The 17,173-nt window shown below is 73.2% G+C and carries 17 protein-coding genes; 12 read left to right on the top strand and 5 right to left on the bottom strand.

What is annotated here, in order from left to right; translation table 11 throughout:
• Nucleotides 1-19 precede the first annotated feature (19 nt).
• On the top strand, nucleotides 20-667 hold the full coding sequence (locus ABD345_RS15180; RefSeq protein ID WP_344552601.1) for a thymidine kinase: 648 nt from the start codon (nucleotides 20-22) through the stop codon (nucleotides 665-667).
• A gap of 85 nt (nucleotides 668-752) precedes the next feature.
• On the top strand, nucleotides 753-1,586 hold the full coding sequence (locus tag ABD345_RS15175; RefSeq protein WP_344552599.1) for a sulfurtransferase: 834 nt from the start codon (nucleotides 753-755) through the stop codon (nucleotides 1,584-1,586).
• Between the two features lie 238 nt (nucleotides 1,587-1,824).
• On the opposite strand, the gene sepH is transcribed toward ABD345_RS15175, so the two are convergent.
• On the bottom strand, nucleotides 1,825-2,910 hold the full coding sequence (sepH, locus tag ABD345_RS15170; protein ID WP_344552598.1) for a septation protein SepH: 1,086 nt from the start codon (nucleotides 2,908-2,910) through the stop codon (nucleotides 1,825-1,827).
• A 438-nt stretch (nucleotides 2,911-3,348) separates the two neighbouring features.
• On the opposite strand from sepH, the gene ABD345_RS15165 reads away from it, so the two are divergent.
• Nucleotides 3,349-4,155 carry a hypothetical protein gene (locus ABD345_RS15165; protein WP_344552597.1) on the top strand — a complete coding sequence of 269 codons (807 nt, stop codon included), beginning with the start codon at nucleotides 3,349-3,351 and terminating at the stop codon, nucleotides 4,153-4,155.
• A 24-nt stretch (nucleotides 4,156-4,179) separates the two neighbouring features.
• Here ABD345_RS15165 and ABD345_RS15160 read toward each other — a convergent pair whose 3' ends face one another.
• Complete coding sequence (locus tag ABD345_RS15160) at nucleotides 4,180-5,481, bottom strand: D-arabinono-1,4-lactone oxidase (protein ID WP_344552596.1); 1,302 nt, start codon at nucleotides 5,479-5,481, stop codon at nucleotides 4,180-4,182.
• Nucleotides 5,482-5,828: 347 nt separating this feature from the next.
• Nucleotides 5,829-7,073, bottom strand: a complete 1,245-nt coding sequence (locus ABD345_RS15155) for an MFS transporter (RefSeq protein ID WP_344552595.1) — start codon at nucleotides 7,071-7,073, stop codon at nucleotides 5,829-5,831.
• Between the two features lie 237 nt (nucleotides 7,074-7,310).
• On the opposite strand from ABD345_RS15155, the gene ABD345_RS15150 reads away from it, so the two are divergent.
• Complete coding sequence (locus tag ABD345_RS15150; protein ID WP_344552594.1) at nucleotides 7,311-8,477, top strand: ferrochelatase; 1,167 nt, start codon at nucleotides 7,311-7,313, stop codon at nucleotides 8,475-8,477.
• Complete coding sequence (locus tag ABD345_RS15145) at nucleotides 8,474-9,274, top strand: inositol monophosphatase family protein (RefSeq protein ID WP_344552592.1); 801 nt, start codon at nucleotides 8,474-8,476, stop codon at nucleotides 9,272-9,274. The genes ABD345_RS15150 and ABD345_RS15145 overlap by 4 nt, the downstream gene beginning before the upstream one ends.
• A 103-nt stretch (nucleotides 9,275-9,377) precedes the next feature.
• On the opposite strand, the gene ABD345_RS15140 is transcribed toward ABD345_RS15145, so the two are convergent.
• Complete coding sequence (locus ABD345_RS15140) at nucleotides 9,378-9,563, bottom strand: hypothetical protein (protein WP_030458050.1); 186 nt, start codon at nucleotides 9,561-9,563, stop codon at nucleotides 9,378-9,380.
• A gap of 473 nt (nucleotides 9,564-10,036) precedes the next feature.
• Here ABD345_RS15140 and ABD345_RS15135 point away from each other — a divergent pair, with 473 nt between their 5' ends.
• The 4 genes from ABD345_RS15135 (at nucleotide 10,037) to ABD345_RS15120 (ending at nucleotide 14,074) form a co-directional block, all read left to right on the top strand.
• Nucleotides 10,037-10,690, top strand: coding sequence for a response regulator transcription factor (locus ABD345_RS15135; RefSeq protein WP_030458051.1), 654 nt, complete (start codon nucleotides 10,037-10,039; stop codon nucleotides 10,688-10,690).
• Between the two features lie 43 nt (nucleotides 10,691-10,733).
• Nucleotides 10,734-12,035 (top strand): sensor histidine kinase, encoded by a 1,302-nt coding sequence (locus ABD345_RS15130; protein WP_344552591.1) that lies wholly within the window; start codon nucleotides 10,734-10,736, stop codon nucleotides 12,033-12,035.
• A 202-nt stretch (nucleotides 12,036-12,237) separates the two neighbouring features.
• Nucleotides 12,238-13,215 (top strand): acyl-ACP desaturase, encoded by a 978-nt coding sequence (locus tag ABD345_RS15125; protein ID WP_344552590.1) that lies wholly within the window; start codon nucleotides 12,238-12,240, stop codon nucleotides 13,213-13,215.
• 559 nt (nucleotides 13,216-13,774) lie between these two features.
• Nucleotides 13,775-14,074 carry a DUF4193 domain-containing protein gene (locus tag ABD345_RS15120; RefSeq protein ID WP_014138508.1) on the top strand — a complete coding sequence of 100 codons (300 nt, stop codon included), beginning with the start codon at nucleotides 13,775-13,777 and terminating at the stop codon, nucleotides 14,072-14,074.
• 271 nt (nucleotides 14,075-14,345) lie between these two features.
• Here the strand turns inward: ABD345_RS15120 and ABD345_RS15115 are convergent, their stop codons facing one another.
• Nucleotides 14,346-14,810 (bottom strand): DUF3093 domain-containing protein, encoded by a 465-nt coding sequence (locus ABD345_RS15115; protein WP_380274802.1) that lies wholly within the window; start codon nucleotides 14,808-14,810, stop codon nucleotides 14,346-14,348.
• Nucleotides 14,811-14,918: 108 nt separating this feature from the next.
• Here ABD345_RS15115 and ABD345_RS15110 point away from each other — a divergent pair, with 108 nt between their 5' ends.
• From ABD345_RS15110 to ABD345_RS15100, 3 genes are all read left to right on the top strand, one after another.
• Nucleotides 14,919-15,503 carry a PaaI family thioesterase gene (locus ABD345_RS15110; RefSeq protein WP_344552588.1) on the top strand — a complete coding sequence of 195 codons (585 nt, stop codon included), beginning with the start codon at nucleotides 14,919-14,921 and terminating at the stop codon, nucleotides 15,501-15,503.
• On the top strand, nucleotides 15,500-15,967 hold the full coding sequence (dut, locus tag ABD345_RS15105) for a dUTP diphosphatase (protein ID WP_344552587.1): 468 nt from the start codon (nucleotides 15,500-15,502) through the stop codon (nucleotides 15,965-15,967). The genes ABD345_RS15110 and dut overlap by 4 nt, the downstream gene beginning before the upstream one ends.
• Before the next feature lie 159 nt (nucleotides 15,968-16,126).
• Nucleotides 16,127-16,924, top strand: coding sequence for a DUF3710 domain-containing protein (locus ABD345_RS15100; RefSeq protein WP_344552586.1), 798 nt, complete (start codon nucleotides 16,127-16,129; stop codon nucleotides 16,922-16,924).
• Nucleotides 16,925-17,173 lie beyond the last annotated feature (249 nt).

Raw genomic sequence — 17,173 nt, 5'->3', positions numbered from 1 at the left:
GAAAGGCTGCTGCCCACCCATGGCTGAACTGGTGTTCTTCTCGGGCACGATGGACTGCGGCAAGTCGACGCTCGCCCTCCAGATGGACCACAACCACGCGGCCCGCGGCCGCCAGGGCATCATCTTCACCCGCCACGACCGGGCCGGCACCGCCACCATCTCCAGCCGCCTCGGCCTGCGCGCCGACGCCGTCGAGGTCGGCGACGACTTCGAGTTCCAGGCGTACGTCGTCCACCTGCTCTCGGCCGGCGGCAAGGTCGACTACCTGATCTGCGACGAGGCACAGTTCTTCTCCGCCGCACAGATCGACCAACTCGCCCGGATCGTCGACGAGTTGGGCATCGACGTGTTCACCTTCGGGATCACCACCGACTTCCGCACCAAGCTCTTCCCCGGCTCCCAGCGGCTGATCGAGCTCGCCGACCGGGTCGAGGTCCTCCAGGTCGAGGCGCTCTGCTGGTGCGGCGCCCGGGCCACCCACAACGCCCGCACCGTCGGCGGCGTCATGGTGGTCGAGGGCGCGCAGGTCGTGGTCGGGGACGTCGCCGTCAACGAGGACGAGATCGGCTACGAGGTGCTCTGCCGCCGGCACCACCGCCGCCGCCTCACCGCCGCCACCTCCCGCGCCGCGGTCCTCTCCCCGGACGTCCTCCCCTTCGAGGGCTGAGCGCCCTGCGGAGGAGAACGTTTCACCGGGTGACGCGATCGCCGGGCCCGCCCCGACGGCCGCCCCCGCACGCCACAATGGCGGCATGACCTCGCCCCTGATCACCGTCGCCGAACTCGCCGACGCGCTCGGCACCGAGCGCCCGCCCGTCCTGCTCGACATCCGCTGGGCGCTCGGCGGCCCGCCCGGAGCCGAGGAGTACGCCAAGGGCCACCTGCCCGGCGCGCACTACGTCGACCTCGACCGCGAACTCGCCGACCCGCCCGGCCCGGCCGGCCGCCACCCGCTGCCCGACCCCGAGCGCCTGGCCACCGCCCTGCGCCGGGCCGGCGTCACCGCCGACCGTCCCGTCGTCGCCTACGACGCGGGTCCCGCGCTCTCCGCCGCCCGCGCCTGGTGGCTGCTGCGCTGGGCCGGCCACGGCGACGTCCGCGTCCTCGACGGCGGACTCGCCGCCTGGACCGCCGCCGGGCACCCGCTCAGCACCGAGACCCCGGCCCCCGGCGACGGCGACTTCAAGGTCGAGCCCGGCCACCTGCCCACCGTCGACGCGAGCGGCGCGGCCGAACTCGCCCGCACCGGCCTGCTGCTCGACGCCCGGGCCGGCGAGCGCTACCGCGGCGAGACCGAACCGATCGACCCCCGGGCCGGCCACGTTCCCGGCGCCGCCTCCGCCCCCACCACCGAGAACCTGGCCGCCGACGGCCGCTTCCTGCCCCCGGCGGCGCTCGTCGAGAGGTTCGCCGCGCTCCACCTCACCGACCCGGCCCGCACCGCCGTCTACTGCGGCTCCGGCGTCACCGCCGCCCACCAGCTCCTCGCCCTCGCCCTGGCCGGCCACGAGGGCGTCGCGCTCTACCCGGGCTCCTGGAGCGAGTGGTCCGCGAACCCGGACAACCCCGTGGAGACCGGGAAGTAGGGAACGGCGGCAGGCCAAACCAGGGGCCCGGGGAACTGTCGGCAGACGGGCATGCACCACCAGGGGCCCGGGGAACGGCGGGTCGATGCTGCTGACGGCCGGAGCCCATCGAAGTGTCCGTGCTGCTGCGTGTCTTCAACGGAACCGGAAGCAGATGCGCGCAACGGCAGTGAACCTCGCGCAGACCCGTGCTCGCCGTTCCCCGAGCCCCTGAACGCGAACCCTCTGGCGGGAGGCCCTACTCGGGCTTCTTGCGCCGCGACCCGAAGACGATCTCGTCCCAGCTCGGCACCGTCGCCCGGCGCCCCGGGCGGACGCCGTCCGCCTCGGCCTGGCGGTCGGTGGTGCCGACCAGGCGGTCCCGGTGCGGGGCCACCGAGCGCGGCATCAGGATGTCCGCGTACGCGGAGCCCGCGCCGACGCTCGCGGCGGGGGCCGCCGTCTCCTCGACCTCCTCGGGCTCCTCGGTGACCGCGGTCTCCACGCTCGGACCGACCGGGGTCAGGTCGCCGCGGTAGGAGGGGACCACGTCCAGCAGGCTGGTGAGGGAGTCCCGCTCGGGGACGGCCGCCGTGGCGGCCGCGGCCGTGGCCTCGCGCGCCTCGCGGACCTGCATGATCCGGTCGGCGGAGGGGCGCTCGATCATCGGGCGGGCCGGGCGCTCGTGGGGGAGCCGGGCGATCCGCGGGATGAACGGGAAGACCGAGTCCTCCTCGCGCTCGACGTTCTCGCCGATCAGCGCGCGGGCCTCGTCGTCGTTGGGCTGGACCAGCCGCCGCGGCGGGTCGTAGGACCAGGCGGCCCGCCGGTGCTCGCCCTCCGCGCGGTACCAGAGGACGACCTCCCAGGTGCCGTCGTCGCGACGCCAGGAGTCCCAGCGCTCGGTGTCCTTCTCGGCGCCGCGCAGCGCGAGGCGCTCGGCGACGGCCTCGCCGAGCTGCGGGCCGGTGGACTCGCCGTGCCGGCGGATCGCCGTCTTGCGGGCCCGCTCGGCCATGAAGGCGCGCTCGGCGAGCACCGGGCCCTCGAAGCGGCGGACGCGTTCCACCGAGATGCCGGCGGCCTGGGCGACCTCCTCAGCGGAGGCACCGGCTCGTATCCGCGCCTGGATGTCACGGGGGCGGAGGTGGCTCTCCACCTCGATCTCGATCTGGCCGAGCCGCGGGCGGTCACCCCGGACGGCGGCGCGCAGCCGCTCGTCGATCGGCAGGGTGTACTCCGTGCTGTCGGCAGCCTTGAGCACCAGCCGTGTGCCGTCGTTGCTGACGGCCACGACGCGCAGTTCGGGCACGGTTACCTCCCGGGTGGTGCCTGCCGACGTCACCTGCGTCGCTGCTCCCGTACTGAGTGTGGCCTGCCCGCTGGCGAGTGGCCACAACCTTGCAGAGTTACCCGGCGTGTCGGGCTTTCACCCGGGCGCGCCGCTGTGGCACGGTTGCCTGTTTGCCACGTCGACGGTCGACATCGCTCCCGGGCGCCCGGTCCAGTCGTCTGACGGTTCGTCGACAACGAGTCCGAAGGCTCAGGCTCCACGAACAGTACTCCATTCGTGGCATCCGGAGGGGCGGCTCGCCGCTCAAGTCTCCCGCGAATCACCGGAATCTCAAGACCGTGCACCCCATTGACCCGCCGACGATCAACGGACGGTGATCATCTTCACATATATCGACCGGCGAGAACCGGATTTTCGACCCTTGTGTCCTTCTTTGGGCAAGATGGAGAGACTTGTTCGAAATTCCGACACACCGACCGAGGGACAGGGATGCCGCAGCGGAGCCAGCAGTTCGCGCACGGACCGGATCGGGCCGAGCAGGAGACCGGACGCAGACGGCTCGACCTGACGGCCGCTCAGGTGGCGGCGAGCGCCATGGCGGCGGTGGCCGGTGCGGTACTCGCTTCGGAACTCGGAGTGTACGGAACGATACTCGGTGCGGCCGTCGTCTCGGTGGGGGCGACCATCGGAAGCGCGCTCTTCCAGCACCTCTTCAAACGCACCGGGGAACAACTGCGCAACGCGGTGGAACGCGGCACCGAATCCACTCCCGCCGCGCGCCCGAAGCCCGCTCCGGCGAACGGAATCAGCCGGGACTGGAACGCCCCCCGGGTGCTGCGCGCGAAACGCCGCTGGACGTGGAAGTCGTACGCGGCGGTCTCCGGGCTGGTGTTCGTGCTCGCGATGGTGCCGATCGTCGCGGTGGAACTCGCGGCCGGGAAGCCGATGCACGACATCACCACCGGACAGGACGGCGGCGGCACCTCGTTCAACCCCTCGCGGCCGTCCGGCGACCGGCAGCCGGAGGACGGGCACCGGGACGGCACGCCGTCCGCCGAGCCGTCCGCCGAGCCGTCCGCCGGGCCGTCCCCGTCCGGCGACCCGGCCTCGCCGTCCGCCGTCCCCCCGGCGGTGCCGGGCGGTTCGGCCGAGCCGTCCGGGGCGGCGTCCGCGCGGCCCTCGCCGAGCGGCCCGGCCCAGCCGTCCGGGCAGGCCCCGGCGAGCGGGGCGCCCGCGCCGTCCGCCACCCCGGACGCGCAGGACGCGCAGCCCGGGTCGGCCCAGCCGTCCGGCTGACGGGGCGGCGGCGGGCCGGGAGGGTCAGGCGCCCAGCACCCGGCGCAGGTAGTCGTTGGCGAACCGGCGCTCCGGGTCGACCTTGTCGCGCAGCGCCGTGAAGTCGGCGAAGTGCGGGTAGACCGAGGAGAGGTACTCGGAGTCCCGGGTGTGCAGCTTGCCCCAGTGCGGGCGCCCCCGGTGGGCGGCCATCAGCTTCTCCACCTCGGTGAAGTAGGACAGTTCGCGGGTGCCCCGGTACAGGTGGACGGCGATGTACGCGCTGTCCCGCCCGCTCGCGGTGGACAGCCACAGGTCGTCCGCCGGGGCCACCCGCACCTCCACCGGGAAGCTGATCCGCCAGTCCGAGCGCTCGACCAGCGCCTTCAGTTCGCGCAGCACCTCGGTCGCCGCCTCGCGCGGCACCGCGTACTCCATCTCTATGAAGCGCACCTTGCGCGGGCTGGTGTAGACCTTGTACGCCTGGTCGGTGAACCGGCGCTCCGACCAGGCCCGGCTGGCGACCTTGGCGATGGCCGGGATCGTGCCGGGGAGCGCGCGGCCCACCCGGCAGGCGCCCTCCCACACCGTGTTGGACAGGAAGTCGTCGTCCAGCCACGCCTTGAACTTCGGCAGCGGCTCGGCCGGGCCCTGGCTGCGGTTGTTCCGCTTGGTCGAGCAGCGGTCGGTGTGCGGGAACCAGTAGAACTCGAAGTGCTCGTTGACGGCCGTCAGGTCGTCGAAGGAGTGCAGCACCTCGTCGAAGCCCATCGGCTTCTCGTGCGCGCTCAGCAGGAACATCGGCTCCACCGCGAAGGTCAGCGCGCTCACCACGCCCAGCGCGCCCAGGCCCAGCCGCGCGCCCTGGAACAGCTCCGGGTCCTCGGTCGCCGAGCAGGTCCGCACCGAGCCGTCCGCGAGGACGATCTCGACCGCCTCGATCTGCGCCGCGAGCGAGCCGGAGTCCCGGCCGGTGCCGTGCGTGCCGGTGCTGGTCGCGCCCGCGACGGTCTGCACCTCGATGTCGCCCATGTTCGTCAGCGAGAGGCCGGCGGCCGCGAGCAGGCGGTTCAGCTTGTGCAGCGGCAGGCCCGACTCGACGGTGACCGTTCCGGCGGCGCGGTCGATCGAGCGGACGGCGGTCAGGTGGTCCGGACGCACCAGCACCGCGTCCCCGGCGGCCGCGATCGCCGTGAACGAGTGCCCCGATCCGACCGCCTTCACCGGCAGCCCGGCCCGGCCGGCGGCGACCACCGCCGCCGAGAGCTCCTCCACCGAGCCCGGCGCCACCACCCGCGCGGGCCGCGCGCTCTGGTTCCCCGCCCAGTTCCGCCAGACCTCGGTCATCTCCAGAGCCTCCCGCTCGTGCGCGTCCTACCTTCCGGTTCTACCGGTGGGTACGGGGAGCGTAGTCACAACGAACGCGCAGGTCTACGCCCGGACTCGGGAGGACGCCACCAGGGGCTCGGGGAACGGCGAGAGCCCCCGCCAGGGGCTCGGGGAACGGCGAGGCCCGGTCTGCGAGCGGTTCACTGCCGGAGCGCGCATCGGCTTCCGGTTCTGTTCACTACACGCAGCAGCACGGACACTTCGATGGGCTCCGGCCGTCAGCAGCATCGACTCGCCGTTCCCCGAGCCCCTGATTTCGCCTCCCGCCGTTCTTGCCCGAGTCCCTGATTTCGCTTCCGCCGTTCTCAGCGGGCCGCTGCCGGCACCGCGGGTGCCCGCACGGCCGCGAGCTGCTCGCGCAGGCGGGGGCGCCCCGCGTAGGCGGCGGTCGCGGCGAGGAGGGCGGCCGCGAGCGGGACCCAGTAGCCGTGGGGGCTGCCGGCGGCGTCGACGACGATGCCGGCGGCGGAGGAGCCGACGGCGACGCCGAGGGCGAGGCCGGTGGTGGTCCAGGTCATGCCCTCGGTGAGCCGGGCGGCGGGGACCAGCCGTTCGACCAGGGCCATGGCGGTGATCAGGGTGGGGGAGATGGCCAGGCCGGAGAGGAAGAGCGCGGCGCCGACGCCCACCAGGGCCGCGGTGCCGTGCAGCAGTTGCGCGGCGACCACGAGCGGGGCCATCCCGAGGGCCATCACGCCGACGCCGGCCAGGAAGCGGCGGTCCATCGTGCCGGTGAACTTCAGCGCGCCGAACACCGCCCCGGCCAGGCAGGAGCCGAGCGCGTACACGGCCAGGACGTAGCCGGAGGCGGCGGGGTGCCCCTGGGCCTTGGCGAAGGCGACGGTGACCACCTCGACGGAGCCGAAGACCACGCCGATCGCGCCGAGCGTCAGGATCAGGGTCTGGAGGCCCTTGTCGCGCACCACGGAGCCGTCGGCCCGGTGCTCGACCGGATGGGCGGGCGGCTCGGTGCGGCGCTGGGCGGTGAACAGCAGGACGCCGACGACCAGGAAGACCCCGGCGAGCAGCAGGCCGGACTCGGGGAACAGCGAGGTGGCCAGGGTGGCGGCCAGGATCGGGCCGACGATGAAGCAGATCTCGTCCGCGACGGCCTCGAAGGAGTACGCGGTGTGCAGCTTGGGCGGCTCGTCCCGGTAGAGGTGGGCCCAGCGGGCCCGGACCATCGAGCCGGTGCTCGGCATCGTGCCCATGCCGGCGGCGAAGACGAACAGCGTCCAGTCGGGCAGGCCGTAGTGGGCGCCGAGCAGCAGTCCGGCGGCGGAGAGCACGGTGACGGCGGTGGCGGGGAGGGCGATCCGGCGCTGCCCGTACCGGTCGACCAGGCGGGAGATCCGGGGGCCGAGCAGCGCGGCGGAGACGGCGAGGAAGGCGGAGAGCAGCCCGCCGAGCCAGAAGGAGTCCTTGATCTCGCCGAGCATCGTGACGATGCCGATCCCGGTCATCGAGATCGGCAGGCGGGCGATCAGCCCGGTGAAGGAGAAGGCCAGGGAGCCGGGGGCGGCGAATACCTGGCGGTAGCTGGACAGCACGGGGGGTGGCTCCGTCGGACGTCGTGGGGGTCGGGTGGGGCGGGCGGCGGGTGGACGGGGAGTCCGATGGGTGGGGGACACAACCATCGGTAATGCGCGACCACGGTGCACACAGCTTACGAAGTGGGGTCGATCGTCCGCATCCGGGTTGTTCGCGGACAAGCCGGGCGCCGGGCGGGCGCCGCACCGGGCCGCCCGTGCACCGGACGGCCCGTTCCGGGTGGCAGGATCGGAGCCATGTCCGACACGCGCACCCCCAGCCCGACCGACCCCGCGCCGTACGACGCGCTGCTGCTGCTGTCCTTCGGCGGGCCGGAGGGCCCCGAGGACGTGGTGCCCTTCCTGGAGAACGTCACCCGGGGGCGGGGCATCCCGAAGGAGCGGCTGACCGAGGTCGGCAAGCACTACTTCCTGTTCGGCGGGGTCAGCCCGATCAACGAGCAGAACCGCGAACTGCTGGCCGCGCTGCGCAAGGACTTCGCCGACGCGGGCCTGGACCTGCCGGTGTACTGGGGCAACCGGAACTGGGCCCCGTACCTGGTGGACGCCCTGCGGGAGATCGCCGACCACGGGCACCGCCGGGTGCTGGTGCTGGCCACCAGCGCCTACGCCGGGTACTCGGGCTGCCGGCAGTACCGGGAGAACCTGGCCGACGCGCTGGCGCAGCTGGCCGCCGAGGGGCGCCCGGAACTGACCGTGGACAAGCTGCGGCACTTCTACAACCACCCCGGCTTCGTCGAGCCGATGGTCGACGCCACCCTCACCGCGCTCGCCGGACTCCCGGACGGGGTGCGGGACGCCGCCCGGCTGGCGTTCACCACGCACTCGATCCCGACCGCGATGGCCGAGACCTCCGGCGCCCCCGACGACCCGGCCCGCGGCACCCCCGGCGGCGCGTACGTCGCCCAGCACCTGGAGGTGGCCCGGCTGGTCGCCGCCGCGGTGGCCGAGCGCACCGGAGTCGCCGACCGGCCCTGGGAGCTGGTCTACCAGAGCCGCTCCGGCGCCCCGCACGTCCCGTGGCTGGAACCGGACGTCTGCGACCACCTGGCGGCGCAGCACGCGGACGGCGCCGCGGCCGTGGTCATGGTGCCGATCGGCTTCGTCTCCGACCACATGGAGGTCAAGTACGACCTGGACACCGAGGCGGTGGCCAGGGCCGCCGAACTCGGCCTGCCGGTCGCCCGGGCCGCCACCGTCGGCGCCGACCCGCGGTTCGCCGCCGCCGTCCGGGAGTTGGTGCTGGAGCGGGCCGCCGCCCGGCGCGGCGAGCCGGTCACCCGGTGCGCCCTGGGCGCCCTCGGCCCCAGCCACGACCTGTGCCCCGCCGCCTGCTGCCCCAACCCGCGCGCCCCCCGCCCCGCCGCCGCCCAAGCCCGAGACCCGAAGGACCGAGACCAGTGACCGACGACCTGCTGCAGGAACTCCTCGCCACCGCCGTCGAGGCCGCCACCCGGGCCGGTGCGCTGCTCCGCGACGGCCGGCCCGCGGACCTCGGGGTGGCCGCCACCAAGAGCAGCCCGGTGGACGTGGTGACCGAGATGGACCTGGCCTCCGAGAAGCTGGTGCTGGAGCTGATCTCCGCCCGCCGCCCGGACGACGGCTACCTCGGTGAGGAGGGCGCCGACCGCCCCGGCACCAGCGGGGTGCGCTGGGTGGTCGACCCGCTCGACGGCACCGTCAACTACCTGTACGGGCTGCCCTCCTGGGCGGTCAGCGTGGCCGCCGAGCTGGACGGCGAGGCGGTCGTGGGCGTGGTCTTCGTGCCCGCCCGGAACGAGCTGTTCCGGGCCGTGCGCGGCGGCGGCGCGTACCTGGACGACCGCCCGCTGGCGGTCCGGCCGGCCCCGGACTGGGGGCGGGCGCTGGTGGCCACCGGCTTCGGCTACCTGCGCGAGCGGCGGGTGCGCCAGGCCGAGGTGCTGCACGCGCTGATGGGCGAGGTGCGCGACGTGCGGCGCGGCGGCGCGGCCGCCGTCGACCTGTGCGACCTGGCGGCCGGCCGGTTCGACGGCTACTACGAGCGCGGCCTGGCCCCCTGGGACCGCGCCGCGGGCCTGCTGATCGCCGCCGAGGCCGGCGCGCTCACCGGCTCCCGGCCCGGCCTGCCCGCCGACGGCGAGCTGACGATCGCCGCCCCGCCCGGCGTGTTCGAGCCGCTGCAGGCCCGGCTGGAGGAGCTCGGCGCCTGGCACGACTGACCGCCCGCGGCCAGCCCTGGCAGTGGGGAGCCCCGGACAGTGAGGAGCCCCGGACCGGTGGGAACCGGGCCGGGGCTCTCGGGCGGTGCGTGACGGGGAGCGGTCAGGCGGCGGAACGGTGCGTGCCGAGGACCGGGTCCACGCCGTGTTCGGTGGCGAGGCGCTGGAGGTCCTCCAGCTCGGACTGCTCGACCTCGGCCAGGAACTCGTCCCCGGACTCGATCGCGCGGTGCAGATCCTGCTCGGCGTTCTTGATCCGCTGAAGGATTCCGGCGGTGAAGGCGTCCATACGGGCCCCCTTTGCTGTGTCGGACGGGCTCGGTCCGAGCAGCCCCCCGGCTCGGGACCCGACAAACCCCGGCGGGCACCTCGGACCGGATGCAGGTTCCGGTCGGGCGCTCGTGCGGCACTGGAGCCGCGACCCGGTGGCTTTCCGTCCCAGGCCGGTGCGGATGGGGCACTCGGCGGGTGGTGGTGGCCGCGACGCGTCACGGGGCGACGGCATCACGGTGTGCAGGTGTCCTCCCCACCCCCACTCCATGGAAACCTCCAACTCGCGGAAAAGTTGCCCGAGTCACAGTCCAAACAGGTAGCGGGCGCTCCGTTTTCGCGGACGGCGCACCGGACTTACGACTGCTTTACCGCGCGACCAGGCAGGATGGAGGCACCGTCGGATCCGCCTGCCCGGATCCGCGCCCGGCGCACCAACGGCCCGCACGGGCGAGCACGGCCAGGGCCGCTCCAGCAGAAGGGACAACCACCGTGCGGGTACTCGTCGTGGAGGACGAGCAGCTGCTCGCCGAGGCCGTCGCCACCGGACTGCGCCGGGAGGCCATGGCGGTCGACGTGGTCTACGACGGGGAGGCCGCGCTGCAGCGGATCGCCGTGAACGACTACGACGTGGTGGTGCTCGACCGGGACCTCCCCCTCGTCCACGGCGACGACGTCTGCCGCCGGGTGGTCGAGCAGGGCCTCGCCACCCGGGTGATCATGCTGACCGCCTCCGGCGACATCAGCGACCGGGTCGAGGGCCTGGAGATCGGCGCCGACGACTACCTCCCCAAGCCGTTCGCCTTCAGCGAACTCGTCGCCCGGGTCCGCGCCCTGGGCCGCCGCGCCACCGTCCCGCTGCCCCCCGTGCTGGAGCGCGCCGGGATCAGCCTGGACCCCGGCCGCCGCGAGGTCATCCGGGACGGCAAGCCCGTCCAGCTCGCCCCCAAGGAGTTCGCCGTCCTGGAGGTCCTGATGCGGGCCGGCGGCGCCGTGGTCTCCGCCGAGCAACTGCTGGAGAAGGCCTGGGACGAGCACACCGACCCGTTCACCAACGTGGTCCGGGTCACCGTGATGACCCTGCGCCGCAAGCTCGGGGACCCGCCGGTGATCGTCACCGTGCCCGGCTCCGGCTACCGGGTGTGACCCGCCCCCCCGAAACACCCGCCAGCTGAGAGGACTTCCGGCCATGACCACCCCGCCACTCCCCGGCGGGGCCCCCGGCACGCCCGCCTCGGGCCCGGACCAGGTGCCCCCGCGACCGACGCACCCCCCGCGCCGCTCCGACCGCGACCGCGCCGACGACACCTACCACCCCGGCGACGGCCTGTTCGCCTGGCTGTCGCTGCGCCCCACCATCCGGATCCGGCTCACCCTGCTCTACGGCGGGATGTTCCTGATGGCGGGCGTGGTCCTGCTGCTGCTGATGTACTACTTCGTCCGCTCCGCCTTCGACCAGGCCCAGCTGCCGCACCTCACCCTGGGTCGCGGCGTGGCGATCACCGTCAACGGCGAGACGATCAGCGACCAGAGCTCGCTGGACCAGGCGATGAACGCCCTCCAGGAGGGCAACAGCAACCAGGCCCTGTCCACCCTGCTGCGCCGCGCCCTGACCGCCCTGGTCTTCCTGGCCGTGATCGCCTTCGCGGTGGGCTACGCGATGGCCGGCCGGGTGCTCCACCCGCTCGGCCGGATCACCCGCACCGCCCGCGAGGTGGCCGGCAGCGACCTGCACCGCCGGATCGACCTGGACGGCCCGGACGACGAGCTCAAGGAACTCGCCGACACCTTCGACGAGATGCTGGAGCGGCTGGACCGCGCCTTCGACTCGCAGCGCCGCTTCGTCGCCAACGCCTCGCACGAACTGCGCACCCCGCTGGCGATCAACCGGACCCTGCTGGAGGTCCAGCTGGCCGACCCGGAGGTCTCGCCCGACCTGCAGCAGCTCGGCAAGACCCTGCTGGCCACCAACGAGCGCAGCGAGCAGCTGGTCGAGGGCCTGCTGCTGCTGGCCCGGAGCGAGAACGAGCTCACCGAGCGCCGCCCGGTCGACCTCGCCGAGGTCGCCCAGCGCGCCATGGAGCAGACCCGGCCGGAGGCCGCCAACCGCGAGGTCGAGCTGCGCGCCGAGCTGGCGCCCGCCCCCGCGAACGGCAACGGCGTGCTGCTGGAGCGGATCGCGCTCAACCTGCTGCAGAACGGCACCCGCTACAACGGCCCCGGCGGCTGGGTGGAGATCACCACCTCGGCGGTCCGCGGCGGTGGCGGCGAGCTGGTGGTGAGCAACACCGGCCCGGTCGTCCCCGGCTACGAGCTGGAGCACATCTTCGAGCCGTTCCGGCGGCTCAAGAGCACCGACCGCACCCGCAGCGACAAGGGCGTCGGGCTCGGCCTGTCCATCGTCCGCTCCGTGGTGCGCGCCCACGGGGGCACCATCGAGGCCACTGCCCGCCCCGGAGGCGGCCTGCGGGTGCGGGTGCGCATCCCGTAGCCCCCGGGCCGCCCCCGGCCCTGCGGTGCCCCCGTCCAGGCGATCCGGCCCCGTGGGACTTCCCCCGGCCGCCCCTGCCCAGCCGTGTCGGAACGACATAAGCGCTGGACAGGGGCGGCTTGTCTTTTGCGGCCGCGACAACTTACGGTGTCGTAACCTACGCAGCCGTAGGTCAGCCCGTCCCACTCGCAGGAGCAACGCCGTGACCATCGCCCCCGTGCAGCGACCCGCCACGACCGCCTGGACCGACGCCAGGCTGATCCTCGCGCTGGAGGAGGTCGTGGAGACCGAGCTGAACCGCCACCTCAAGGTGGCCAAGGAGTGGATGCCGCACGAGTTCGTGCCGTGGAGCCAGGGGCGGGACTTCGACGGCGTGCTCGGCGGCGAGGCGTGGTCGCTGGAGCAGTCCAAGGTCACCCCGCTGGGCCGGATCTCCCTGGTGGTCAACCTGCTCACCGAGGACAACCTCCCGAGCTACCACCACGAGATCGCCAGCATGTTCGGCCGCGAGGGCGCCTGGGGCACCTGGGTGCACCGCTGGACCGCCGAGGAGGGCCGGCACGGGATAGCGATCCGCGACTACCTGCTGGCCACCCGCGCCGTCGACCCGGTCGAGCTGGAGCGGGCCCGGATGGCGCACATGTCCGAGGGCTTCGAGTCGGACAACGCGCACAGCATGCTGCAGTCCGTCGCCTACGTCGCCTTCCAGGAGCTGGCCACCCGGATCGCCCACCGCAACACCGGCCACCACTCCGGCGACCCGCTCTGCGACCAGCTGCTGGCCAAGATCGCCAACGACGAGAACCTGCACATGGTCTTCTACCGGAACCTGCTCAAGGCCGCCCTTGAACTCGCCCCCGACCAGGCCATGCGCGCCATCGCCGACGTGGTGATCAACTTCCGGATGCCCGGCCACGGCATGCCCGGCTTCGAGCGCTCGGCCGCCCAGATCGCCATCGGCGGCATCTACAACCTGCGGATCCACCACGACGACGTGCTGCAGCCCGTGCTGCGCCACCTGAAGGTCATGGAGGTCTCCGGCCTCGGCCCGGTCGGCCAGCACGCCCAGGACGAGCTGGGGGCCTTCCTGGCCGGTCTGGACGCCCAGGCGACCCGCTTCGACGAGCGCCAGGCCGCCCTGCTCGCCCGCCGCGCCGCCGCGGCCGCCGCCAGGGGCTGACCGCCGGACCCGGACCCCGATCCTCCGCCCCCGACCCCGGCCGCCGACAGGCGGCCGGGGCGCTCGGACGTACCGGAGGGTATGCGGACAATTCGACGGCGCGGGCCGGCGCCGAAAGGCCCGCTTTGGCGGCAAAAGCCCAGTGTCGCGCCCAATGTGACGAACCTCACACCTGTCCGGAAGGCTTCCCCTCCTCCCTCGATCGGGTGATCACTCGTTCGGGCGAGGCCGTCGCGCTCGGTGATCAACGGGTCCGGGCCCCGGGCCCCCGGCGGATCGCCAAGGGCCCTCTGCCGCCGCCGAGTTGCCGCCCCCGGTGCTGCCGGTCGGCCACGGACCGTGATGATCTACGAGTTCCGGTTCGAACCGCTTCACCCGTACGGTGGACGGTGTTCGGCCCCTGTTCGATCATTCCAACGGGCCCTTGTCCGGATGTCGATTGAGTAACGGGGCTTGAAGTAAGGCACAATCTCGGCCTCGGGTCGGGCACAAGACCGGCCCCCCAGGCGTTACGTGCGCTGGAGACACCCGCACACACCCAAAGGGGGAGAGCGAAACTATGGCAACGGACTACGACACCCCACGCAAGACCGATGACGACCTCAACGAGGACAGCATCGAGGAACTCAAGGCCCGTCGGAACGAGAAGGCGTCCAGCTCCGTCGACGTCGACGAGTACGACGCCAACGAGGGACTGGAGCTTCCGGGCGCCGATCTCTCGAACGAGGAACTCTCGGTTCGAGTGCTGCCCCGCCAGGCCGACGAGTTCACCTGCATGAGCTGCTTCCTGGTGCACCACCGGAGCCAGCTCTACAGCGAGAAGAACGGCCAGCCGATCTGCCGGGACTGCGGCGCCTGAAAACGGAGCGGCACTGGCCCGGGCGGGCGAGACCCCTCAGCCGGCCCGGTACGCCGCCCCGTCCGGCCCTGAGCAGCAGGGCCGGAGGCAGCAGTAGCGACCGTCCCGAGCGGTCGCACCCGGCAGGACGCGAGCCGCGCGCCTGCCCACGCAGGGCTCGCAGACAGACCGAAAGGGACGGCCCCACCCTCGGGTGGGGCCGTCCCTTTCGGTCTGCTCCGGCCGCTCCACGGGCCCGGGGCGCGCCCGGGCGCTCCGGGCCGCGTACCTTTCAGCGGCTCCGCTCGGCGCCCCGCGCGGACGCGGCGGCCCCGGCCAGCGCGTCCGCCAGCTTCTGCGGCGAACGGGTCGACAGGTACAGGTACGGGGTCGGGTCGGCCGGGTCGGTCACCTCGACCTTCAGCGCCGTCGGCACGTAGCTGCGCAGCAGCATGAACGCCCGCGGATCGGCCTTCACCGAGCGCCAGGCCACCGCCTCCTTCGGGTTCAGCACCTCGGCCGCGCCCAGCGCGCTCACCGGGATCCGGGCCGGTCCGGCCACCAGCGAGCCCTGCACCACCCGGATCCGCGCCGACCCGTAGCTGCTCAGGGCGGCGGCACCCGCGACCACCCCCACCACCAGCCCGACCAGTGCGCCCACCCCGCTGAACCGGAGCAGGATCAGCGCGAGCGAGAGCCCGAGCGCCACGGGCAGCAGCCACCAGGACCGCGGGACGGTGAGACGTTCCTCGTACATGCCCTCCATTGTGGGCGCTCCCCACACCGCGGCGGCCCCCCGGGGGCCCGTTTCCCGGGCCGGATCCGTGCCTGTCCCGGAAACCTACCGACAGGTAGGGTCGGCGCCGTGAACGGACCCAGCACCCCCACCACCCCGCCCGCGGACGCCGTCCTGCCCGACCGCTCCCCGCTGGCCCCCGCGCCCGGCACCCTCATCGGCTCCCACTACGACGAGTGCTTCGGCTGCGGCCCGCAGCACCCCCAGGGCCTCCAGCTCACCGCCGTCGCGGGCGAACACCTGGACGTCACCGCGCAGTTCACCGTCAAGGCGGCCCACCAGGGCGGTCCCGGCCTGGCCCACGGCGGCATCCTGGTCAGCGCCCTGGACGAGACCCTCGGCACGCTCAACTGGCTGCTCGGCGCCCCCGCCGTCACCGGCCGGCTGGAGACCGACTTCGTCCGCCCCGTCCCCGTCGACTCCGTGCTGCACATCCACGCCCGGGTGACGGGCGTGCAGGGCCGCAAGGTCTACAGCGCCGCCGAGGGCCGCATCGGCGGCCCCGGAGGACCGGTCGCCATCCGGGCACAGGCGCTCTTCATCCAGGTGAAGCTGGAACACTTCACCACGCACGGTCGTCCAGAGGACGTGCAGAAGGTCCTGGACGACCCGGACCAGATCAAACGCGCCCGAGCCTTCGAGGTGAACCCGTGACCGACCCCGTCCGCCCGCCCGTCGACATCCTGATCCGCCGGCTCGACCCGGAGATCCCGCTCCCCGCCTACGAGCACCCGGGCGACGCCGGAGCCGACCTGCGCACCACCGTCGACGCCGAACTCGCCCCGGGCGAACGGGCACTGCTCCCCACCGGCATCTCCATCGCGCTACCGGACGGTTACGCGGCGTTCGTGCACCCCCGCTCCGGGCTCGCGGTCCGCTGCGGAGTTGCACTGGTGAACGCCCCGGGGACGGTCGATGCCGGGTACCGTGGTGAGATCAAGGTGATCGTCGTCAACCTGGACCCCCGAGAGCCCGTCAGCTTCAAGCGGGGCGACCGGATCGCCCAGCTGGTCATCCAGCAGGTCGAGAAGGCGCGCTTCCACGAGGTGGGTGAACTCCCGGGTTCGGTCCGCGCCGAAGGCGGGTTCGGGTCGACCGGAGGCCACGCCGCGGTCTAGCATGCGCCGCGGTCTCGGTTCCGCCGAGCCGGCACGACGAGCGGGTGGAAGCGGTGCGATCGGCGATTGCAGCGGTTTTCGGCCGGTCCGATGGGTAGCAGGTAGCAGATATTCGCGTTCGGTCTTGGATTCGGTCTTGGACCGGGAAGGACAGTGACCGTGTTCCGTCGTCGCAAGAGCGAGGACGCTGTCGAGCAGCTCGCCGAGGACGCCATCAGCGCCGACGAGACGGCCGATGACGTCGAGGGTTCCGTCGAGAGCGAGAGCGAGAACGACGTCGAACCGGACCCGGCCGACCGGGTCGGCCTCCCGCCGGCCCCGCGCCCGGACGGGCCGTGGGACATCTCCGAACTGGAGAAGCCCGAAGAGGGCCGCGTCGACCTCGGGGGCCTGCTGATCCCCGGCGTCGAGGGCATGGAACTGCGGGTCGAGGTCGCCGGTGACGCGATCGTCGCCGCCACCCTGGTCCTGGGCAACAGCGCCATCCAGCTCCAGGCGTTCGCCGCCCCCAAGTCGGAGGGCATCTGGGGCGAGGTCCGCGAGGAGATCGCCAACGGCATCACCGGCCAGGGCGGCGCCGTCGAGGAGGAGGAGGGCCCGCTCGGCTGGCACCTCCGCGCCCAGGTCCCCGTGCAGCTCCCGGACGGCACCCAGGGCGTCCAGCTGGTCCGCTTCGTCGGCTGCGACGGCCCCCGCTGGTTCCTCCGCGGCGTGATCTCCGGTCAGGCCGCCGTCCAGCCCGAGCTGGCCGGACTCCTGGAGGAGGTCTTCCGCCAGACCGTCGTGGTCCGCGGCGAGGCCCCCATGGCCCCCCGCGACCCCATCGTCCTCAAGCTCCCCGAGGACGCCCAGATGGTCGCGGACGGCGCCGCCGCCCCCGCCGAGCCCGACTCGCCGTACGCCGGCGGTTCGATCGACCCCTTCTCGCGCGGCCCCGAGATCACCGAGGTCCACTGACCTTTCCGGACGCCAGGCGTCCCCTTCCGCCCCCGTGCCACCCGGCGCGGGGGTGGATTTGCTTTACGGCCGCCGCTCCCCGTACAGTTCCGGAGTCGCACCGAGAGGGGCGAACGAAAGCGAGTTCGAGGAAACACCGGTGAAACGGTGGCGAAAACCTCTGATAAGCTGGGAACACGAAAGAACGAAGCGCCCGGAGATACGGTCGGAAGGCCGGTCGAAGGAAGCATCCGTTCCTTGAGAACTCAA

Origin of the sequence: Kitasatospora saccharophila, from assembly GCF_039529925.1 — a bacterium.
GTDB lineage: Bacteria > Actinomycetota > Actinomycetes > Streptomycetales > Streptomycetaceae > Kitasatospora > Kitasatospora saccharophila.
This window is presented reverse-complemented; position numbering and strand designations above follow the sequence as displayed.

Excerpts from the sequence above, each read along its gene's own strand:
- ABD345_RS15180 (WP_344552601.1), top strand. The coding sequence starts at position 20 with ATGGCTGAACTGGTGTTCTTCTCGGGCACGATGGACTGCGGCAAGTCG.
- ABD345_RS15175 (WP_344552599.1), top strand. The coding sequence starts at position 753 with ATGACCTCGCCCCTGATCACCGTCGCCGAACTCGCCGACGCGCTCGGC.
- ABD345_RS15165 (WP_344552597.1), top strand. The coding sequence starts at position 3,349 with ATGCCGCAGCGGAGCCAGCAGTTCGCGCACGGACCGGATCGGGCCGAG.
- ABD345_RS15160 (WP_344552596.1), bottom strand. The coding sequence starts at position 5,481 with ATGACCGAGGTCTGGCGGAACTGGGCGGGGAACCAGAGCGCGCGGCCC.
- ABD345_RS15150 (WP_344552594.1), top strand. The coding sequence starts at position 7,311 with ATGTCCGACACGCGCACCCCCAGCCCGACCGACCCCGCGCCGTACGAC.
- ABD345_RS15140 (WP_030458050.1), bottom strand. The coding sequence starts at position 9,563 with ATGGACGCCTTCACCGCCGGAATCCTTCAGCGGATCAAGAACGCCGAG.
- ABD345_RS15130 (WP_344552591.1), top strand. The coding sequence starts at position 10,734 with ATGACCACCCCGCCACTCCCCGGCGGGGCCCCCGGCACGCCCGCCTCG.
- ABD345_RS15120 (WP_014138508.1), top strand. The coding sequence starts at position 13,775 with ATGGCAACGGACTACGACACCCCACGCAAGACCGATGACGACCTCAAC.
- ABD345_RS15115 (WP_380274802.1), bottom strand. The coding sequence starts at position 14,810 with ATGTACGAGGAACGTCTCACCGTCCCGCGGTCCTGGTGGCTGCTGCCC.